The 18423-nt window shown below is 62.1% G+C and carries 18 protein-coding genes; 11 read left to right on the top strand and 7 right to left on the bottom strand.

All coding sequences use genetic code 11. The annotated features are described in order from the left end of the window. Window positions 1-31: 31 nt before the first annotated feature. From hemC to rsd, 6 genes are all read left to right on the top strand, one after another. On the top strand, window positions 32-973 hold the full coding sequence (hemC, locus tag RG836_RS05855) for a hydroxymethylbilane synthase (RefSeq protein ID WP_310843977.1): 942 nt from the start codon (window positions 32-34) through the stop codon (window positions 971-973). Continuing rightward, complete coding sequence (locus tag RG836_RS05850; RefSeq protein ID WP_310843975.1) at window positions 970-1737, top strand: uroporphyrinogen-III synthase; 768 nt, start codon at window positions 970-972, stop codon at window positions 1735-1737. The genes hemC and RG836_RS05850 overlap by 4 nt, the downstream gene beginning before the upstream one ends. 16 nt (window positions 1738-1753) lie before the next feature. Beyond that, complete coding sequence (locus RG836_RS05845) at window positions 1754-2896, top strand: uroporphyrinogen-III C-methyltransferase (protein WP_310843973.1); 1143 nt, start codon at window positions 1754-1756, stop codon at window positions 2894-2896. Next, on the top strand, window positions 2893-4131 hold the full coding sequence (locus RG836_RS05840; protein ID WP_310843971.1) for a heme biosynthesis protein HemY: 1239 nt from the start codon (window positions 2893-2895) through the stop codon (window positions 4129-4131). Before RG836_RS05845 ends, RG836_RS05840 begins: the two co-directional genes overlap by 4 nt. Before the next feature lie 232 nt (window positions 4132-4363). After that, a complete protein-coding gene (locus RG836_RS05835; protein ID WP_310843969.1) occupies window positions 4364-4903 on the top strand; it encodes a disulfide bond formation protein B in 540 nt (179 codons plus the stop codon). A 174-nt stretch (window positions 4904-5077) separates the two neighbouring features. Continuing rightward, window positions 5078-5536, top strand: a complete 459-nt coding sequence (rsd, locus tag RG836_RS05830) for a sigma D regulator (RefSeq protein WP_310843967.1) — start codon at window positions 5078-5080, stop codon at window positions 5534-5536. A gap of 79 nt (window positions 5537-5615) precedes the next feature. Here the strand turns inward: rsd and RG836_RS05825 are convergent, their stop codons facing one another. Beyond that, complete coding sequence (locus RG836_RS05825; RefSeq protein ID WP_310843965.1) at window positions 5616-6293, bottom strand: FKBP-type peptidyl-prolyl cis-trans isomerase; 678 nt, start codon at window positions 6291-6293, stop codon at window positions 5616-5618. Between the two features lie 192 nt (window positions 6294-6485). Here RG836_RS05825 and RG836_RS05820 point away from each other — a divergent pair, with 192 nt between their 5' ends. After that, entirely contained in the window at window positions 6486-7682 is a 1197-nt protein-coding gene (locus RG836_RS05820) for an AlgP family protein (RefSeq protein ID WP_310843963.1), read from the top strand. Here the strand turns inward: RG836_RS05820 and RG836_RS05815 are convergent. Beyond that, the gene (locus RG836_RS05815; RefSeq protein WP_310843961.1) at window positions 7679-8143 is read right to left on the bottom strand and encodes a TIGR02444 family protein; all 465 of its coding nucleotides are present in this window, start codon (window positions 8141-8143) and stop codon (window positions 7679-7681) included. The two genes, RG836_RS05820 and RG836_RS05815, sit on opposite strands and share 4 nt — an antisense overlap. 50 nt (window positions 8144-8193) lie before the next feature. Here RG836_RS05815 and RG836_RS05810 point away from each other — a divergent pair, with 50 nt between their 5' ends. Beyond that, the gene (locus tag RG836_RS05810; protein WP_310843959.1) at window positions 8194-10104 is read left to right on the top strand and encodes an ATP-binding cassette domain-containing protein; all 1911 of its coding nucleotides are present in this window, start codon (window positions 8194-8196) and stop codon (window positions 10102-10104) included. Window positions 10105-10197: 93 nt separating this feature from the next. After that, complete coding sequence (locus RG836_RS05805) at window positions 10198-10830, top strand: LysE family transporter (protein WP_310843957.1); 633 nt, start codon at window positions 10198-10200, stop codon at window positions 10828-10830. Window positions 10831-11035: 205 nt separating this feature from the next. On the opposite strand, the gene RG836_RS05800 is transcribed toward RG836_RS05805, so the two are convergent. From RG836_RS05800 to RG836_RS05780, 5 genes are all read right to left on the bottom strand, one after another. Beyond that, window positions 11036-11779 (bottom strand): penicillin-binding protein activator LpoB, encoded by a 744-nt coding sequence (locus RG836_RS05800; RefSeq protein WP_310843956.1) that lies wholly within the window; start codon window positions 11777-11779, stop codon window positions 11036-11038. Between the two features lie 3 nt (window positions 11780-11782). Continuing rightward, the gene (gene lpoB / locus RG836_RS05795) at window positions 11783-12370 is read right to left on the bottom strand and encodes a penicillin-binding protein activator LpoB (protein ID WP_310843955.1); all 588 of its coding nucleotides are present in this window, start codon (window positions 12368-12370) and stop codon (window positions 11783-11785) included. Window positions 12371-12403: 33 nt separating this feature from the next. Continuing rightward, complete coding sequence (locus tag RG836_RS05790) at window positions 12404-12775, bottom strand: YcfL family putative periplasmic lipoprotein (protein WP_310843953.1); 372 nt, start codon at window positions 12773-12775, stop codon at window positions 12404-12406. A gap of 17 nt (window positions 12776-12792) precedes the next feature. Further along, complete coding sequence (locus RG836_RS05785) at window positions 12793-14187, bottom strand: COG3014 family protein (RefSeq protein ID WP_310843951.1); 1395 nt, start codon at window positions 14185-14187, stop codon at window positions 12793-12795. A gap of 197 nt (window positions 14188-14384) precedes the next feature. Continuing rightward, the gene (locus RG836_RS05780; RefSeq protein WP_310843949.1) at window positions 14385-15767 is read right to left on the bottom strand and encodes a COG3014 family protein; all 1383 of its coding nucleotides are present in this window, start codon (window positions 15765-15767) and stop codon (window positions 14385-14387) included. 154 nt (window positions 15768-15921) lie between these two features. Between RG836_RS05780 and RG836_RS05775 the strand changes: the two genes are divergently transcribed. Continuing rightward, the gene (locus RG836_RS05775) at window positions 15922-17820 is read left to right on the top strand and encodes an FTR1 family protein (protein ID WP_310843948.1); all 1899 of its coding nucleotides are present in this window, start codon (window positions 15922-15924) and stop codon (window positions 17818-17820) included. A gap of 61 nt (window positions 17821-17881) precedes the next feature. Next, window positions 17882-18337: a YaiI/YqxD family protein gene (locus tag RG836_RS05770; protein WP_310843945.1), complete on the top strand. Its 456-nt coding sequence runs from the start codon at window positions 17882-17884 to the stop codon at window positions 18335-18337. Window positions 18338-18423 lie beyond the last annotated feature (86 nt).

The raw sequence follows: 18423 nt of genomic DNA, 5'->3' as shown, positions 1-18423 counted from the left end.
TCCGCCGTATCTTTTCAGTACGGATTGATCCATGTCCTCTCGCCAGATCCGCATCGCCACCCGCAAAAGTGCTCTTGCCCTGTGGCAGGCCGAATACGTCAAAGCCCGTCTTGAGGCGGCTCATCCGGGGTTGCGGGTGACACTGGTGCCTATGGTCAGCCGCGGTGACAAACTGCTCGACTCGCCGCTGTCGAAAATCGGCGGCAAGGGTCTGTTCGTCAAGGAACTGGAAACCGCGCTGCTGGAAAACCAGGCCGACATCGCCGTGCATTCGATGAAAGATGTGCCCATGGACTTCCCCGAAGGCCTGGGCCTTTTTTGTATCTGCGAGCGCGAAGACCCGCGCGATGCGTTCGTCTCCAACACCTATGCCAGCCTTGAAGAGTTGCCTCAGGGCAGCATCGTCGGCACTTCCAGCCTGCGCCGTCAGGCACAGTTGCTGACCCGCCGTCCGGACCTGCAGATTCGCTTTCTGCGCGGCAACGTCAATACGCGGCTGGCCAAGCTCGATGCCGGCGAATACGACGCCATTATCCTCGCCGCCGCCGGGCTGATTCGTCTCGGTTTCGAAGACCGCATTACTTCGGCGATCAGCGTCGACGACAGCTTGCCCGCCGGTGGCCAAGGCGCGGTGGGCATCGAATGCCGCAGCGTTGACAGTGAAATCCACGCGCTGCTCGCGCCGCTGCATCACCAGGACACTGCCACCCGCGTCACCGCCGAGCGTGCTTTGAACAAGCACCTGAACGGCGGCTGCCAGGTGCCGATCGCCTGCTACGCGGTGCTCGAAGGCGAGCAGATCTGGTTGCGCGGCCTGGTGGGTGATCCGAGTGGCGGCCTGCTGCTCAGCGCCGAGGCCCGCGCCCCACGCATCGCCGCCGAGACCCTGGGCGTGCAGGTCGCCGAAGATCTGCTGAGTCAGGGCGCCGCCGACATCCTCAAAGCGGTGTATGGCGAGGCGGGCCACGAGTGAATGGCTGGCGTTTGCTGTTGACCCGTCCTCATGACGAGTCGGCAGCGCTCGCCAGCACGCTGGCCGAGTCAGGCGTTGTCAGCAGCCTGTTCCCTTTGCTTGAGATCGAGCCCTTGTCGGTCGATGACACGCAGCGGGCGTTGATCAAACGTCTGGATCAGTACTGCGCGGTTATTGTCGTCAGCAAACCGGCCGCTCGCCTAGGATTGGCCTTGCTCGATCAATATGGGCCGCAAGTGCCGGCCCAGCCATGGTTCAGCGTAGGCGCGGCGACCGGGCAAATTTTAATCGAGCGCGGGCTGCGGGTTTTTACCCCGGCCGACGGCGATGACAGCGAAGCACTGCTTGAGCTGCCAGCGCTGCGTGAGGCGGTCGCTTGTCCCGCAGCCCAGGTCCTGATCCTGCGCGGTGAGGGCGGGCGTGAGCTGCTGGCGGAGCGTTTGCGCCTGCAAGGTGCTAACGTCGACTATCTGGAGTTATACCGCCGCCGCTTGCCGGACTACCCGCCGGCGGCACTCGCCCGGCAGATCGAAGCGGAACGCTTGAACGGCCTGGTGGTCAGCAGTGGACAGGGTTTCGAGCACCTGCACCGGTTGGCCGGCGATGCCTGGCCCCGCCTGGCGCGGTTGCCGTTGTTTGTACCAAGCCCTAGGGTTGCCGAGCTGGCGCGTGCCGCCGGTGCCCAAACAGTTGTGGATTGTCGTGGCGCCAATGCCGCGGCTTTGCTGACGGCGTTACGGGAGCAACCCGTGCCCGTTCTCTAATGCAAAGGATGGATACGTGAGCGAAACAGCCTTGCCTAAAGATGATGTCCAGCCTGTGATCGATACACCGGTTGAAATGCCGCCACCTGCTGTCGTGCAGCGCCGGGGCAACGGGCTGGCAGTGGTCGCGCTGTTGCTGGGCGCCGCCGGGGTGGCCGTAGGCGGTTGGGGTGTCTGGCAGGTGCGGCATCTGCAAGCGAACAACCAGCAGCAGTCGAGCCAGGTCCAGGTGCTCAATGACCAGGCGCAAAGCCTAAAGCTCAATGAGCAGCGCTTGACCGATCGCCTCGCGCAGCTGCCAGGTGCTGAGGAGCTGGAAGAACGCCGTCGCCTGGTGGCGCAGTTGCAAGGCGATCAGCAGAAACTCAATCAGCGTCTGGAAACCGTTCTCGGCGCCAGCCGCAAAGACTGGCGCCTGGCCGAGGCCGAGCACCTGTTGCGCCTCGCCAGCCTGCGCTTGTCAGCCTTGCAAGACATCAGCAGCGCCCAGGCGCTGGTACAGGGCGCCGACGAAATCCTCCGCGAACAAAACGACCCCGGTGCCTTCGCCGCCCGCGAGCAAGTGGCAAAAACCCTGGTCGCGTTGCGCAGTACTGAACAGCCAGATCGTACCGGGTTGTTCTTGCGCATCGGTGCCCTGCGCGATCAAGTGATCAACCTCACCGAGCTGGCGCCAGAGTACAAGGATCGCGGCGAGTCGCTGCTGGGCCTGACCGCCGATGGCGACGGCGCCAGTCGCTGGGCGCAGTGGTGGGATCAGATTTCCCATTACGTTCGCATCGATTTCAACGCAGACAAAAACGTACGCCCCTTGCTCGCCGGACAGAGTTTGAGCCAAGTGCGCCTGGCCCTCAGCCTGGCGCTGGAACAGGCGCAATGGGCGGCGCTCAACGGCCAGGCGCCGGTTTACACCCAGGCCCTGGCGGAAGCGCGGGATGTACTCAAGGGCAACTTCAACCCGGACAACCCGCAAAGCAAAGTGATGCTCGAGCAGGTCGGCGAGCTGAGCAAGCAGCCGGTGACCGTGGCCACCCCGGACATGACCGGCACGCTAAGCGCGGTGCAGGGCTACCTGCAACGGCGCAACGTCAACGCTGAAGAATCGATCAAGCCGCTGACCAAACCTGACGCAGCCTCTGCGCAGGAGACGGCCCCATGAAGCGTCTTTACCTCATTGTTTTCATCGTTATCGCGGCCGCCGCTGCTCTGGGCCTGGCGATCGCCGAACACTCCGGTTACGTGCTGATCGCGTACAAGAGCTTTCGCTTCGAATCGAGTCTTTGGGCGACCTTGGCACTGGTGGCGGTGTTGTGGCTGGTGTTCTGGGGTATCAAGGCGCTGGTCGAACTGGTGATGACCTCCAGTGGCGTGGTCAATCCCTGGTCGCGGCGCAACCGCAGCCGGCGTGTTCAGGTAGCCATCGAGCATGGCCAGCTCGATCTGGCCGAAGGTCGCTGGGCCAGTGCGCAGAAACATTTGCACCGCGCCGCTGAAGCCGAGCGTCAGCCGTTGCTCTACTACCTCGGCGCCGCCCGTGCGGCCAACGAACAGGGGCATTACGAGCAGAGCGACAGCCTGCTGGAGCGTGCGCTTGAACGTCAGCCTCAGGCGGAATTGGCGATTGCCCTGAGTCACGCGCAGTTGCAGACCGATCGCGGTGACACCGAAGCGGCTCTGGAGACCCTGCAAGCGATGCACGCGCGCCACCCGCACAGCGTGCAGGTCCTGCGGCAGTTGCAGCGTTTGCATCAGCAGCGGGGCGACTGGTCGGCGGTGATCCGCTTGCTACCCGAACTGCGCAAAGACAAGGTATTGCCGGCCAGCGAACTGGCCGACCTCGAACGGCGTGCGTGGGGCGAGAACCTGAGCCTGGCGGCCCATCGCGATGAAGACGGAACGGTCGGTTTGCAGTCGCTGCAACGGGCATGGCAACAGTTGAGTTCGGCCCAGCGTCAGGAACCGCAACTGGTGCTGGCCTATGCCGAGCAACTGCGTCAACTGGGTGCCCAGGTCGAAGCTGAAGACGTGCTGCGCACAGCGCTCAAGCGACAATACGACAGTCATCTGGCGCGTTTGTATGGGCTGGTTCGCGGTGCGGATCCGGCGAAGCAATTGCAAACCGCCGAAGGCTGGCTCAAGGACCATCCCGCCGACCCGAGCTTGCTGCTGACCCTCGGTCGTCTGTGTTTGCAAAGCAGCTTGTGGGGCAAGGCGCGGGACTATCTGGACAGCAGCCTGCGGGTGCAACGCAACCCTGAAGCCTGTGCCGAACTGGCACGTTTGCTGGCGCAGTTGGGGGATACCGAGCGCAGCAATCAATTGTTCCAGGAAGGCCTGGGCCTGCTGGACGAACGCCTGCTGGCGGCGCCGCTGCCGGTGGCCGTGCGCGGCTGAAACCTGCGCCTAAACGAGGTCGCCCCACGGCGGCGGCCCCGGTACTTTCAAGCCGGAAAAATTACCGGTGTAGGACGTTTTGGGTAACGTCTTACAAGGGGCTACACCTATTCCTCACCTGTTTGTCGGGTTTTCCCTACATGCCTGCTGAAGAGTCGCCATCCCCGCGCCTTGAAAGGCCGGCGCGCTTTCCTCTACCGTAACCGCCTGTCTTTACTGTTACGGATAAGCCATGTCTTTGGCCTGCTCACGCTCCTTGTTTTTCATGGCTTTCATCGCGGGTGCCCTGGCTGTGGGCGTTTCCTATTACCTGGAATATGCGGTGGGGCTGACCCCCTGCGGGCTATGCCTGTTGCAGCGCTGGTGCCTGCTAGGGCTGACGGCCGTGTGCCTGGTCGCGACCCTGCACGGGCCGCGGCGCCTTGGCAGTGCGCTGTACTGGTTGCTGGGCTGCTTCGGCAGTGTCGCGGGAATGGCGACCGCGTGGCGCCAAGTGGTGGTGCAAACCGACCCGCTGCACCAAGCCTTTACCTGCGCGCCGGAGCCCCCGATCGTGTCGTTGCGCTGCGTGCTGCAGCAACTGTTTAACAGCCGCGAGACCTGCGTGGAAATTTCCTGGACGCTGTTCGACCTGAGCGTCCCGGAGTGGAGCCTGATGTTCTTTTTGCTGATGACGATCCTCTGCGCGTACCAGTTGCTGCGCATTGTCTGGCGCTCCTGGCGACGACCGCTCAGCGGCGAGTCGCCGCATCCACGGGGGCAGGCGGATTAAACACTTGTATGAACTTTATCGCGTGCGTACCTTGAAGCCAGTGTCGTGCGGGCATAATCTGGCCCGCACGTGTCATTGGAATTATGTTGCTCGATGACGCTCTGCCTGACCGATGCTGACCTCAGGATTGCGCAGGTGTAGAGCAGCATGACCCATAAGGGAAGAGAGATCACCATGCTCGAAAGTTGTCAGAATGCTCAGGAACGCTGGGGTGGGGTGCATCTGCTGATCGACCGCTGGTTGCAGGAGCGTCAAGAACTGGTTCAGGCCTATGATGCGCTCGGCGCCAAGCCTGAAGCGTTGGGCGAAACCCGTAAACCGTTGCAGGAATTTTGCGGCGTTTTGGTCGATTACGTCTCGGCGGGCCACTTCGAGATCTACGAACAATTGACCGGGGAGGCCAAGGCCTTCAACGACACCCGCGGCCTGGAACTGGCCGACACGATCTACCCACGCATTGACGTGATCACCGAGAAGCTGCTGGCGTTCAACGACCTGTGCGATGAAGGCAAGTGCGTCGCCGAGAAATTCAAGGAGCTGGGCGGGCTGTTACACGAACGCTTCGAACTCGAAGACTGCCTGATCGAAGTCCTGCACACCGCGCATAAGGAAGTCGATTCGGTCCAGGCTTGAATCGCCGATTGACCCGATCCTGATACACACGTGAAGCCAGAAAACGGTGCGCATTGCGCGCCGTTTTTCGGTTCAACCGTTAGCTGGTGGCGCCGCGTAATTCCACGTCAAACACCAGTGGCGTGAAAGGTGCAATCAGATCACCGGCACCGTCCGCGCCGTAGGCCTGGGACGACGGAATCACCAAACGCCACTTCGCGCCCACCGGCATGTTTTGCAACGCGCTGCGCCATCCACTGATCACGCTGTCCAGGCTGAACCATTGCGGCTGGCTGTTCTGATCGAACACCGTGCCGTCCGGCAAGCGTCCGATGTACATCACTTGCACGCGTCCATTCGCGCCGGGCTTGGGGCCGTTGCCGGGCGCGAGTTCGGTCAGCAGGATGCCGTCGGCCAACTCGCGCACGCCGGGCTTGGCTTTTTCCGCGGTGAGAAAACGTTCTTCTGCCTGCATCGCGGCTTCGCTTTGCGGGGCCGCCGGTTGTTCTGCGACCTGGGCTTCATGGTCGGCGAGAATCTGCTCGATCTTCGCATCCGACAGCGCCAGTGGCTTGCCTTGATAGGCCTGCTGCAAGCCTTCGATCAAGGCTTGCAGTTGCAGCTCGGGGACCTCTTGGCGCAGCCGCTCACCCAGGCTGGCGCCCAGGCTGTACGCGAGGTTGCGACTGTCGGTGTCGGCGTTTTTATCGACGGGTTTTTCCGCCGCATGAGCCATGGAAAAGAACACGCACAGGGGTAAAAAAAGGTAACGCGACATGGGCACTCTCCGGCCTGAGATGCGGCTGATTATGCCAGTGTGAATGCGGCGAACGGTGAACTGCTTTCGCTCGCACGCAGAAGTTTTGCGCCTCGGTGCAACGCACTGCATTTGTTAGTGTCAAGATGACCTAGCGGCGGTAGCAGCAGAGGTCTAGTATGAGCCGCATTCACGTCAGCCAGGAGGTAAACCATGTCGGCCACCAAGAAGCCTGTAAATACTCCGTTGCACTTACTCCAACAGCTCTCGGGCAGTCTGCTCGAACATTTGGAAAACGCTTGTTCCCAAGCCTTGGCTGATGCTGAAAAACTGCTCGCCAAGCTGGAAAAACAACGTGGCAAGGCGCAAGAAAAACTGCACAAATCCCGCACCAAATTGCAGGACGCCGCATCGGCCGGTAAGGCCAAGGCGCAGACCAAAGCCAAGGGCTCCGTCAAGGAACTTGAAGACTTGCTGGATGCCTTGAAAGATCGTCAAACCGAAACGCGCACCTACATTTTGCAACTCAAGCGCGATGCTCAGGAAAGCCTGAAACTGGCGCAAGGCGTAGGCCGTGTGCAAGACGCCGTGGCCAAGGTCCTGTCCTCGCGTTCGGCCAAGCCGGCCGCTGCGGCAGTGAAAAAACCGGCGGCAAAATCGACCACGGTAAAAGCCGTTCCAGCGAAAACCGCAGCGTCCAAACCGGCCGCTAAACCTGCCACAAAAACCGCGGCGAAAGCCCCGGCAAAAGTTGCCAGCAAGCCGGCTGCCAAGCCTGCTGCGAAGAAGCCAGCCACCGCCGCGTCGAAACCGGCTGCGAGCAAAGCACCGGTGAAAACCGCTGCGGCTAAACCTGCTGCCAAGCCTGCCGCCAGCAGAACCGCTGCGGCAAAACCAGTCGCTAAGCCAGCGGTAAAAACTGCGGCCAAACCGGCGGCCAAAGCACCGGCCAAACCGGCTGCTAAAACCGCTGCCGCGAAGCCTGCCGCCAAGCCAGCCGCGAAACCGGCCGTAGCCAAAACCGCTGCGGCCAAGCCCGCTGTTGCAAAAGTTGCCGCCAAGCCTGCCGCAAAACCTGCGGCCAAACCGGCTGCTCCCAAAGCCCCGGCCAAACCGGCCGCTGCTAAACCAGCCACCGCTGCCAAGCCTGCCACTGCCGCTAAGCCAGCAGCAGCTAAACCAGCAGCTGCCAAACCTGCCGCCGCCAAGCCAGCCGCTGCTAAACCGGCCGCTAAGCCAGCCGTGAAAAAACCAGCCGCGGCCAAGCCAGCGACTGCACCGGCGTCCAAGCCAGCCACTCCGGCGGCGGCATCGCCAGCGCCAGCGGCCAGCACTTCGACCGCACCTGCCGCAGCTTCGACGCCAACCCCGGCGCCGACCACCAGCAGCACGCCAACCAGCGCTTCCTAAGTGCCGGTGACCGCGACGCGCAGCCGATGCAGCGCGTCGCGGTTCAGGTCGGCCGCTTCGGCGGCCGCGCCATCCAGCCACGCCAACTGATCCTTCGCTTCACCCCGTGGCCAGTCCTGCGCCGCGATTTCCAGCCTGCGCAACAACTCCCGTTCCGCTTCGAGCTCCATGCCCTTGATGTGTTGGCGTAATTCGTCGAGCGCTGCATCTTGCTGCGCCAGCGGTTTCCATCGCGTGCGCAGTGCCCGCAGTGGCTGTACCACATCGCGATCCCACGGCGTCGCCACTTGGCGCAGGCGCTCCAACCGGGGCTGGCTGAAGGTGACGCCCCGTTGTTCCAGCCACGCCGCACACAGCAGCAGGCACACCGTCGCGCCAGCCGATTGCAGATCGAGGCAGACCTGCTCGACACCCGGGCGGGCATAAAGGGTCAGGGAAAAGCTCCACAGGTCAGAGGACATAGTGCTACTCGCGCCAGTTGCGAGCGAAGCTGGTAGACTCCGCCGCCATTATGATTCGACTTCAGAACCTGACTTTACAGCGTGGCCCGCAACGTCTGCTAGAAGACGCCGAGCTGACCCTGCACGCCGGCCACAAAGCCGGCCTCATCGGTGCCAATGGCGCCGGCAAATCGAGCCTGTTCGCCTTGATCCGTGGCGAACTGCACCCGGACTCGGGTGACTGCTTCCTGCCGGCCGACTGGCGCATCGCCCACATGCGCCAGGAGATCGAGACCCTCGAGCGCCTGGCGGTCGACTACGTGCTCGATGGTGACGTGCGCCTGCGCGAGGTGCAACGTGACCTCGCCGCCGCTGAAGCGGCCCACGACGGCGCGGCACAGGCCCGCCTGCACTCGGAACTCGACAGCGCCGACGGCTACACTGCCGATGCGCGGGCGCGCAAGTTGCTCGCCGGGTTGGGATTCACCAATGAGAAGATGGATCGCCAAGTGGGAGATTTCTCCGGTGGCTGGCGGATGCGTCTGAATCTGGCGCAGGCATTGATGTGCCCCTCGGACCTGTTGCTGCTCGATGAACCGACCAACCACTTGGACCTCGACGCCATCATCTGGCTGGAAGACTGGCTCAAGAGTTACCCCGGCACCCTGCTGTTGATTTCCCACGACCGCGACTTCCTCGACGCCGTGGTCGATCACGTCGCCCACGTCGACCAGCGCAAGATCACTTTGTATCGCGGCGGCTACAGCGCCTTCGAACGCGCCCGCGCCGAGCGTCTGGCCCAGCAGCAACAGGCCTACGAGAAGCAGCAGGCGCAACGGGCGCACATGGAAAGCTACATCGCGCGCTTCAAGGCCCAAGCCACCAAGGCCCGCCAGGCGCAGAGCCGGATCAAGGCCCTGGAACGCATGGAAGAACTGTCGGCGGCGCACGTCGATTCACCGTTCGATTTCGTCTTTCGCGAGTCGAGCAAAATTTCCAGCCCGCTGATTGACCTGTCCGATGCGCGCCTGGGCTACGGCGACAAAACCGTGCTGGAGAAGGTCAAGCTGCAACTGACCCCCGGCGCGCGGATTGGTCTGCTCGGCCCGAACGGTGCGGGCAAGTCGACGCTGATCAAAAACCTCAGCGGCGAACTCGAGCCGTTGGCCGGTCGCCTGACCCGTGGCGAGAACACTGTGGTCGGTTACTTCGCCCAGCATCAGCTCGACTCGCTGGATTCCAAGGCCAGCCCGTTGCTGCACCTGCAGCGCCTGGCGCCGACCGAACGAGAGCAGACCCTGCGCGACTTCCTCGGCGGTTTCGACTTCCGCGGCGCGCGCATTGACGAGCCGGTGCTGAATTTCTCTGGTGGCGAAAAGGCCCGCCTGGCGCTGGCGTTGATCGCCTGGGGACGGCCGAACCTCCTGCTGCTCGACGAACCGACCAACCACCTAGACCTGGAAATGCGCCTGGCGCTGACCATGGCCTTGCAGGAATTCACCGGTGCGGTGCTGGTGGTGTCCCACGATCGTCACTTGCTCAAGAGCACCACGGATAACTTTTTCCTGGTGGCCGATGGCAAAGTCGAAGAGTTCGACGGCGACCTGGAAGACTACGCCCGCTGGCTAGTGGAGTATCGCCAGCGCAATGCGCCGGTGAGCACCACGGTGGTCAACCCGGACAAGACCGACAAGAAAGCCCAGCGCCAGGCCGCTGCCGCGTTGCGTCAGCAACTGGCGCCGCACAAGCGCGAGGCCGACAAGCTCGAAGCCGAACTGGGCAAGCTGCACGAGAAACTGGCGAAGATCGACACCAGCCTCGGCGACAGCGACATTTACGAGCCGGCACGCAAAAACGAACTGCGTGATCTGCTCGCCGAACAGGCCAAGCTCAAGGTTCGCGAGTCGGAACTGGAAGAAGCCTGGATGCAAGCCCTTGAATTGCTGGAAAGCATGCAGGCGGAGCTGGAAGCGCTGTCGTGACAGACGGTCCGGGCATGACAAAAAATCAATAGCCATGGCCCCAAACCGGGATTAGCTTATTCGCTCTGAGCGGATTCCAAGTTGAGGTGTGTAATGGTGCTGCAAACATGGCTGGCGTTCTTTGCCGCCGCCTGGGTCATCAGTATTTCTCCGGGGGCAGGCGCGGTGGCATCGATGTCCAGCGGGCTACGTTATGGGTTCTGGCGCGGTTACTGGAATGCCATCGGTTTGCAGTTTGGCCTGGCCCTGCAGATTTTTATTGTCGCGGCGGGCCTGGGGGCGATTCTCACGGCATCGTCCACTGCGTTTTATGCAATCAAATGGTTTGGCGTGGCGTACCTGGTGTACCTCGCCGTCAAGCAATGGCGCGCGCCGCCCAGCGACCTCAGCGACGAGGCGGATGGCCGGCCGATCGGCAAGCCGATGGCGCTGATGTTTCGCGGGTTTTTGGTCAACACCAGCAACCCCAAGGCCTTGGTGTTCATGCTGGCAGTGCTCCCACAGTTCATTGATCCGCAGGCGCCGTTGGTGGCGCAGTACCTGATCCTCGGCGCGACCATGATCGCCGTCGACATGGTGGTCATGGCCGGTTACACCGGATTGGCGTCGCGGCTGCTGCGGTTGTTGCGCACACCCAAGCAGCAGAAACGCATGAATCGCACGTTCGCCGGGTTGTTCATTGGGGCGGCGGCGTTTATGGCGACGTTGCGTAAAGCGGTGGTGTAGAGCTTTAAGAAAAATTGAGAGTGGAACCCCCATGGTGAGTGGGGTTGCCTGTGGTGAGGGGGCAAGCCCCCTCACCACAAAGTCAAAAGCCACAAAGTCAAAAGCCTGAAGCCTGAAGCCTGAAGCCTGAAGCCTGAAGCCTGAAGCCTGAAAGCCTCCAGCCTCAATCCTAAAACCCAAAGCCCAAATACCACCGCAGTCCCAATCAGCGCAAGATCACCGGCGCGGTATCCCGTGGCAGGTTGTTGCGCGGTGTCGCTTGCCCCGGCTGTTCATAACCGCCACCGCCGAGTTGTTGGCTCAGTTGCGCGGCGACGTCTTCGCCCAGGGCTTTGGACACGTCACGCACCACCCGCGGGCGGTTGAGCGAGATGCGGATGTCGCGGTTGTTCACCAGTTTGGTGTCCTGGCCCTCGCCCATCGCGGTGAAGGCCGAGGTGATCTCATAGGTCTTGGTGTTGATCAGGCTGAAATCTGCAACCAGCGTTAACGCCAGCACCGCCGAGTAGCTATCAGTGTTGGCCAGTTCGTTGATGTCGCGGGTGAAGTCGATGTCCGACACGGTGCCGAACAACACGTAGTCCGCGCCTTTGAAGTGGCCGGCCTTGATCCGTTTGATCACATCGTACACATCGCCCTTGGACGACGCGGTGTACGGTGTGCCTTGGACCAACTGGAACAGCCCGGTGCGCAGCATCTCGCCCTTGATGTCTCCGGTAAATTTACGCAACTCACCCTGCTCGATGTAGCTGGTGGTGGCTTCAATCTCGTTGTAGCTCGAAGAGCCGCTGGCGCTGTAATAGCCTTCGCGGTGGCTGCTCTGCGCCGAAATAATGTGAATGTATTGCTCCACCCGTTCCTGATAAGCCAGGTCGGTGACTGCGACTTTCGGCGCCGCGTGCACGCTGCACACGCACGCCAGGGCCATCATGCCAATCCATGCACGCATTGCTTAGCGCTCCGTGGTTTTGCGGATCTCTTTTTCGTCCATCCACTCAGCCAGGCCGCTTTCGACATCGATCAATTGCAGGCTGAATTTGTAGAAGACGTCCTTGTAGTCGCTGCTGCGCTTGACGATCGAGCTGATCGAGCCTTCCAGGCGATATTTCGCGGCGATCATGTTGCCGGTCTTGGCCACGGTGCTCTTCTTGTACAGGCCGCTCTGGTTTTGCAGTTTGAGCTGGTCGACCTGGCTCTGCATCGCGGTGTTGTCGCTGGCGAACCGCGCGGTACCGGTCTTCATCAACTGGGTCTTGATGGAGGTGGTGATCTCGCGGGTGTCGATGTACTCGCTGGTCTTGTTCTTCACGTCGTAGACCTGAACCACCGGGCGGCCCTGCAGAATGCCGGACTGGGCCAGGGAACGGGTCATGGACTCGGCAATCATCTGCAGGTCGGTGGAGCCGAACTCGTTGGTCACCGTTTCCACTGCCTTGGTGTCGCCGTAGCTGATGTTCTTGCTGCCCAGGGTTGGCGAAGTGTTGGCGCAACCGCTGGCCAGGACGGCGATGACGGCGATAAACGAAAAGCGTGCAAACATGGGAATACTCTCTGCAACTGAATTGGGTAGGGCTTAAGGCGTCTTGATCTCGAGACGGAAATCCACGGCTTTGGCGGTCGGCGCAATCGCCTGGATGAAGCTGGTCTGCTCGCCGTACATCAACTGGCTTTTCCAGACTTCTTCTTCGGCAACCGGAAAACCTTCCGGGCCGAGCCAGGCGAAGCGGTAGTAGAACGTTTTGTTGTTGTAGCTGGTGTTGCTCAACTGCACGTTGACCGTCATGAAGCCGTTTTCCCGCGCCACGCGCATGGCACCGACCACGATGTTTTTCAGTTTGCCCATCGCCACCACTTTGCTCGCGGCACTGCCCGGCTCCGGTGGTGGCGGGGTCGCGCAGCCGGCCAGCAAGGCCAGGGCGACGACGGCGAAAAGTTTGCAACGCATGTACAAAGACTCCCTTCTTAAGGTTGTTTGAGGCTGGCCACGGCGGTCGAGTTGGCGCTCGGCATCACCTGCGCGGCGAGGCCGCTGGCGAACACCTGGCTGCCCACCGCCCGCAGGCTGACCACTTGATAACGCTGGTCGACGGTGACCTTGACCACCGTCCCGCCCACGGCGCTCGGCAGGGTGACGTGGTGCTCGCCCTTCTTCAAGCGCAAACGCACCACTTGGGTGTTGTCCGGCAAGGTCCGCCAGGTACGGGTATCGGCACCTTCGAGCACGGCTGAAGTAATGCCGACAGCCAGACCCGCGAGCGGGTTGGTTTCGTTGATTTTCTTCTGCGCAACGCCACGGGTGATCGCCCTTACGGTGGTGCGCACGATGATCCCCGGCATGTCGTCACGCAGGGCGCGACGGGACATGGCGGTGGTGCTGTTGAGTTGGGTCAGGTTGAGCTGTTGGCCGTCGACACCAATCTGCGCGAAGGGCGCGGTGGAGGTGTCGGCCTTGATCACCGGGAACGATAACGGAGTGATCACCACGTTGTTGGCGATCGGCAGCGGCAACGGAATGCGGATCGAGTCGCGGGACGGTGCCAGGCCGCTTTGCACCACGATCAGGATGTCGCTGTCGTCGCCCTTGGTCGGTTTGTCGAGATTGATCAGCGCCTGTTCCAGCAGCGGCGTGTTCGGGCGCAATTCGGCGGCTTTGCGATAGCCCGGCGCGGCCAGGTCTTTTTCGCCCAGGGCCTCGTAGACGAATCCGGCCAGGTAATGGCTGAACGCGCTCTGGTAGCTGTTTTTCAGGCTGACCACGTCCGGCGCGTCGAGGCTGGCGACCGGATAACCCTGCAGGTCTTTGTATTGGGTCTTGACGCCTTCCTTCTCGGCTTCCTCTTCGCTTTTCAGGTATTCCTTGTCGCGCAGGTCGGCGATCACCGCTTCCCGTTCGTGGGTGCGCTTGATTGCGCTGCGGGCGCCGTCGAAGTCGTTGACCGCCAGCAGATTAAGGGCCATCTGCGTGGTCAGCATGACTTTCTCGTAGTCGTAGCCTTCGTAGCGGCGCACCTTGTCATTGACCATGAAGCTGCCGAATTGCGCGACGTACCTGGCGGTGTCGAGCTTGACCGAGTCTTCCCATTTGCCCACCACTTGGTCGGCGCTGGTCCAGGCGTTCTGGCTGCCGGACAGGTCACCCTTGGCGCGCAGCAGTTCACCTTTTTCGAAGTAATACAGCAGGTCTTTGTCTTCGCCGGTGTTGTTCTTTTCCAACAAGGTCAGGGCGGCATCGACATTGCCGGTGGCGAGTTGCTGGTTGGTCTGGGCCAGTTCCGAATCGTAGTTGCGAAAGGCCGAACAGCCGGACAACAAAGTGACAGCGCTGAGTGCGAGCGAGGTGAGGGCGCGGGAGGCCATTGACGTTGTTCTTCCGTGATTAACAGCCGCGCTTGCTGGTCGGGCTGGAGGGACCCATCGGTGGACGCTGGCGTCCTGCCAATTCCTCAATCACTGAGGAGCGATGTGCCCGGTCAGCGGGACCGGGGCGCGGCATTATAAACAGGCAATGATGGCTATGTAATGGCTTTTTAGTCTCGCTTACTGATCAGATGCCATCATTTGCTCGGTGTCGGATCCGGCAGCCGGGCGGTGCCAACGATGTTGGCGATGACGTTCAGCACTCGCAGGTTGATCACCTGATGATCGCGGTCGATGCGCAAGGTCACCGGCGCGGTGCCGGGGGCATTGGGCGCATGAAACAGATGATTGCCTTTCTTCAGGCGCAGCCGCGTCACCAGGGTTTTGTCCGGCAGGGTGCGCCAGGTGCGGGTGTCGGCCTCTTCAAAAGGATCGTGCTCGGTGACCACCAGCGACGCTTTCGCCGGGTTGCGCTCGTTCTCCTGAGCCTGGCTGATTGCCGCCATGTTCGCGCGGAACATCGCCCGGGAAATGATGGCCGGCATGTCGTCACGCAGTGTGCGCAGCGCCATGTCGGTGGTGCTGTTGATGACGGTCAACGGACGTTTACGGCCATCGACGATGAGTTGGTCGAAGCTTGGCGTCACCGTGTCCGGCACCATCACCGGGAACGAGATCGGGGCGATGATCACCAGGTGTTCATTGAGCCGCACTGGAATGGGCACCTGCACTGAGCTGCGGGCCGGCGCCAGCCCGCTTTGCACGATGATCAGCACGTCGCTTTCATCAGCCTTGGCTGGCGGTTTATCGAGGTCACGCAAGGCTTGCTGCAGGAATGGCAAGTCCGGGCGCAGCTCGATGGCATGGCGATAACCCGGTGCTGCGAGGCCTCGTTCGCCCAAGGCTTCGTAGGTGAAACCGGCCAGGTAATGGCTGAACGCGCTTTGGTACCCGTTCTTCAGTTCGATCACCGCCGGCGCGTCCAGGGTCGCCACGGGATAGCCCTGCAGATCCTTGTATTGCACGGCGATGCCTTGGGATGTGGCCTGCGTTTCCAGCTCTTCGTATTGGCGCTCCCGTTGTCGGGCAATCAGCGCTTCCCGTTCGTGGGTTTTCTTGATGTCGGCGCGGGCGCCGTCGAAATCGTTCGCGCCCAACTGGTTGAGGGCCATTTGCGTGGTCAGCATGACCTTTTCGTAGTCGTAGCCTTCGTACCGGCGCAGTTTGTCGTTAACCAGCATCGTGCCCATCTCGTCGCCGAAGCGGCTGAGCAGCTTCATCGCCGCGGATGGTGCGGCGTCCTCGCGCTGAAAGATCATCTGATCGGCGCTGCGCCAGGCTTTCTGGCTCGGTGGCAGGGCATTGGCGAAGCTGAGGATCGAGCCTTTCTCGAAGTAATACAGCAGGTCTTTGTCGTCCCAGGGGTTATGCGCTTCCAGCAGATCCAGCGCGCCCTGGTAATTGCCGCGCATTAACTGGTCGTTGGTCTGCTGCATTTCCAGGTCGTAGTTGCGGTAAGCCGCGCAGCCGCTGAGTTGTAAAGCGAGGAGGACCAGCAGAGACGGCAGGCGAATGGACATGAACGGTGGTTCTCCCTTGAAAAGTACAGCAGGGACGAATGGCAAAGTGCCGCCAAATCTACACGCGCCGTTGCAAGAAATGCCAACAAAGCTTGAGTGAAGCCAATTGGAAGTGAACAATGTGTTACTTCTTATTTCCTGCTGAGATTCATTCATGACTGCCCCGTCCCGTTTCTTGGCCCGGCTGCTATGGCCGCTGCTTGTCCTGAGCAGCGCCCACCTGCTGGCCGACACCCAGGAAACCGCTCCGCAAGCGCTGCACCTGCTGGATTACATTGGCGCGGACTATTCGCAAGCGGTGCAGGCGGGCAAGGTCATCGACGAGGCACGGTACCAGCAGCAACTGGAATTGATCAGCTCGCTTAAAAGCGTGATCGCCGCGCTGCCGGGCAAATCCGATAAGGCTGAACTCGAGCAGAGCGTCGACAGCCTGCGCGGCGCGGTGGTCCAGCATCAGGACGGCAACGACGTCACGCGCCAGGCCCGGCAATTGTCGGCGCGGCTGGCTGCGGCGTATGAGGTCAGCCAGGCGCCGATCATCACCCCGGACCCCACGCGTGGCGCGCCGCTGTTCGCACAACAGTGTTCGGTGTGCCACGGCGATGCCGGCGCTGGAGACGGCCCGGCCGGCGTTGGCCTGATGCCACCGCCGGGGGATCTGCGCGACGCGGCGCGGATGGATCGGTTGAGCCTCTACGGCCTCTACAGCACGGTTAGCCAGGGGCTGGAAGGCACCGACATGCCGGCGTTCGCCGATCAACTGGATGAGCGTCAGCGCTGGGACTTGGCTACCTACATCGCCAGCTTCAGTGCCGACCCAGCGTCAGCGCAATCCGACAAAACCTACAACCTGGCCGACCTTGCGCGGCAGACCCCTGCCGAGGTCCTCGCCGCTGACGGCCCGCAGGCCGCTGCCACCTTCCGTGCCCAGCGTGCGCAACCGCCGCAGGTCAAACGCGGCCCGGCGCAGTTACTGGATTACACCGCCGCGACGCTGGACAAGAGCATCGCCGCCTACCGCGCCGGCGAGCACGACCAAGCCTATGACTTGTCGGTGGCAGCCTACCTGGAAGGTTTTGAACTGGTCGAAAGCTCCCTCGATAACGTTGACGCCAGCCTGCGCAAAGACACTGAAAAATCGTTGATGGCGTACCGTCAGTCTTTGCAGGACGGTTTGCCGGTGGCGCAGGCCGAGCAGCGCCTGGCGTTGGCCAAAAGCAAACTCACCGAGTCCGCCGGCAAGCTCGGCAGCGATGGCTTGAGCTGGTCCCTGAGCTACGTCTCCGGGTTGTTGATCCTGCTGCGCGAAGGCCTGGAAGCGATCCTGGTGCTGGCAGCGATCCTCGCTTTCCTGCGGAACACCGGCCAGCAATCGGCGGTGCGCAGTGTCAACGTCGGCTGGGGTTTGGCATTGCTGGCGGGGCTTGGGACCTGGGCGCTGGCGGCCTATGTGATCGACGTCAGCGGTTCGCAGCGGGAATTGCTCGAAGGCTGTACCGCGCTGTTCGCCGCGGTGATGGTGCTGTGGCTCGGCGTGTGGATGCACGACCGGCGTCACGCGGCAGCCTGGCAGGATTACATCAAGAGCAGTCTGGTGGGCGGCGGCGGCAAGTTCGGTTTCGCGACCCTGGCGTTTTTCTCGGTGTATCGCGAGCTGTTCGAAGTGATCCTGTTCTACGAAACCCTGTGGCTGCAGGCCGGCCCGGCCGGGCACAACGCGGTGCTCGCCGGCGGCGCGACGGCGATGGTGATATTGGTGGGCCTGGCCTGGGTGATTTTGCGCGGCTCGGCGAAACTGCCGCTGGCGCTGTTCTTCGGCATCAACGCAGCGCTGTTATGCGCGCTGTCGGTGGTGTTCGCCGGGCACGGCGTCAAGGCGCTGCAAGAGGCCGGGATCTTTGGCACGCGGCCGGTGGCGTTCTTCGACTTCGACTGGCTGGGGATTCATGCCGACGCCTACTCGCTGGGCGCGCAGGTGATAGCGATCGTGGCGATCATTGTGCTGTATGGTCGCAGCTGGATGGCGGACAAGCGGCGGGCGGCGGTTTCCTGAAGCATTCGCTGCGCTGATATTCGCGAGCCTGCTCGCGAAGCTTTTGCAAAGGAGCAACTCAATGCGTGTGTGGATCGACGCCGACGCCTGCCCACGGGCGGCAAAAGAGCTGGTGGTGAAGTTCGCTCTCAAGCGCCAGTTCGAGGTGGTGATGGTCGCCGGCCAGCCGCAGGTCAAACCGGGACTGGCCCTGGTCAAGCTGATCGTGGTGCCCAGCGGGCCGGACGCGGCGGACGATTATCTGGTGGAGCACGCCGTGCCAGGGGAGTTGGTGATTTGCAGCGACGTGCCGCTGGCCGATCGGCTGGTGAAGAAGGGTGTGGCTGCGCTGGACCCGCGCGGCAAAGAGTTCGATGCACAGAACATGGGCGATCGCCTGGCGGTGCGCAACCTGTTCACCGACCTGCGCGAGCAAGGGCAAATGAGCGGCGGCCCGGCACCGTTCGGCGACCGTGAGAAGCAAGCGTTCGCCAATGCGCTGGATCGGATATTGACCCGGTTGATCCGCAAGGTCTGACCTGCGCTGCATATCCGTAGGGCGAGGGAGCTTGTCTAGCGAGGAAGCTCCTGTGGAAGGAGCTTTTGTGGTGAGGGGGCTTGCCC

This window comes from Pseudomonas rhizozeae (assembly GCF_031583775.1).
GTDB lineage: Bacteria > Pseudomonadota > Gammaproteobacteria > Pseudomonadales > Pseudomonadaceae > Aquipseudomonas.
This window is presented reverse-complemented; position numbering and strand designations above follow the sequence as displayed.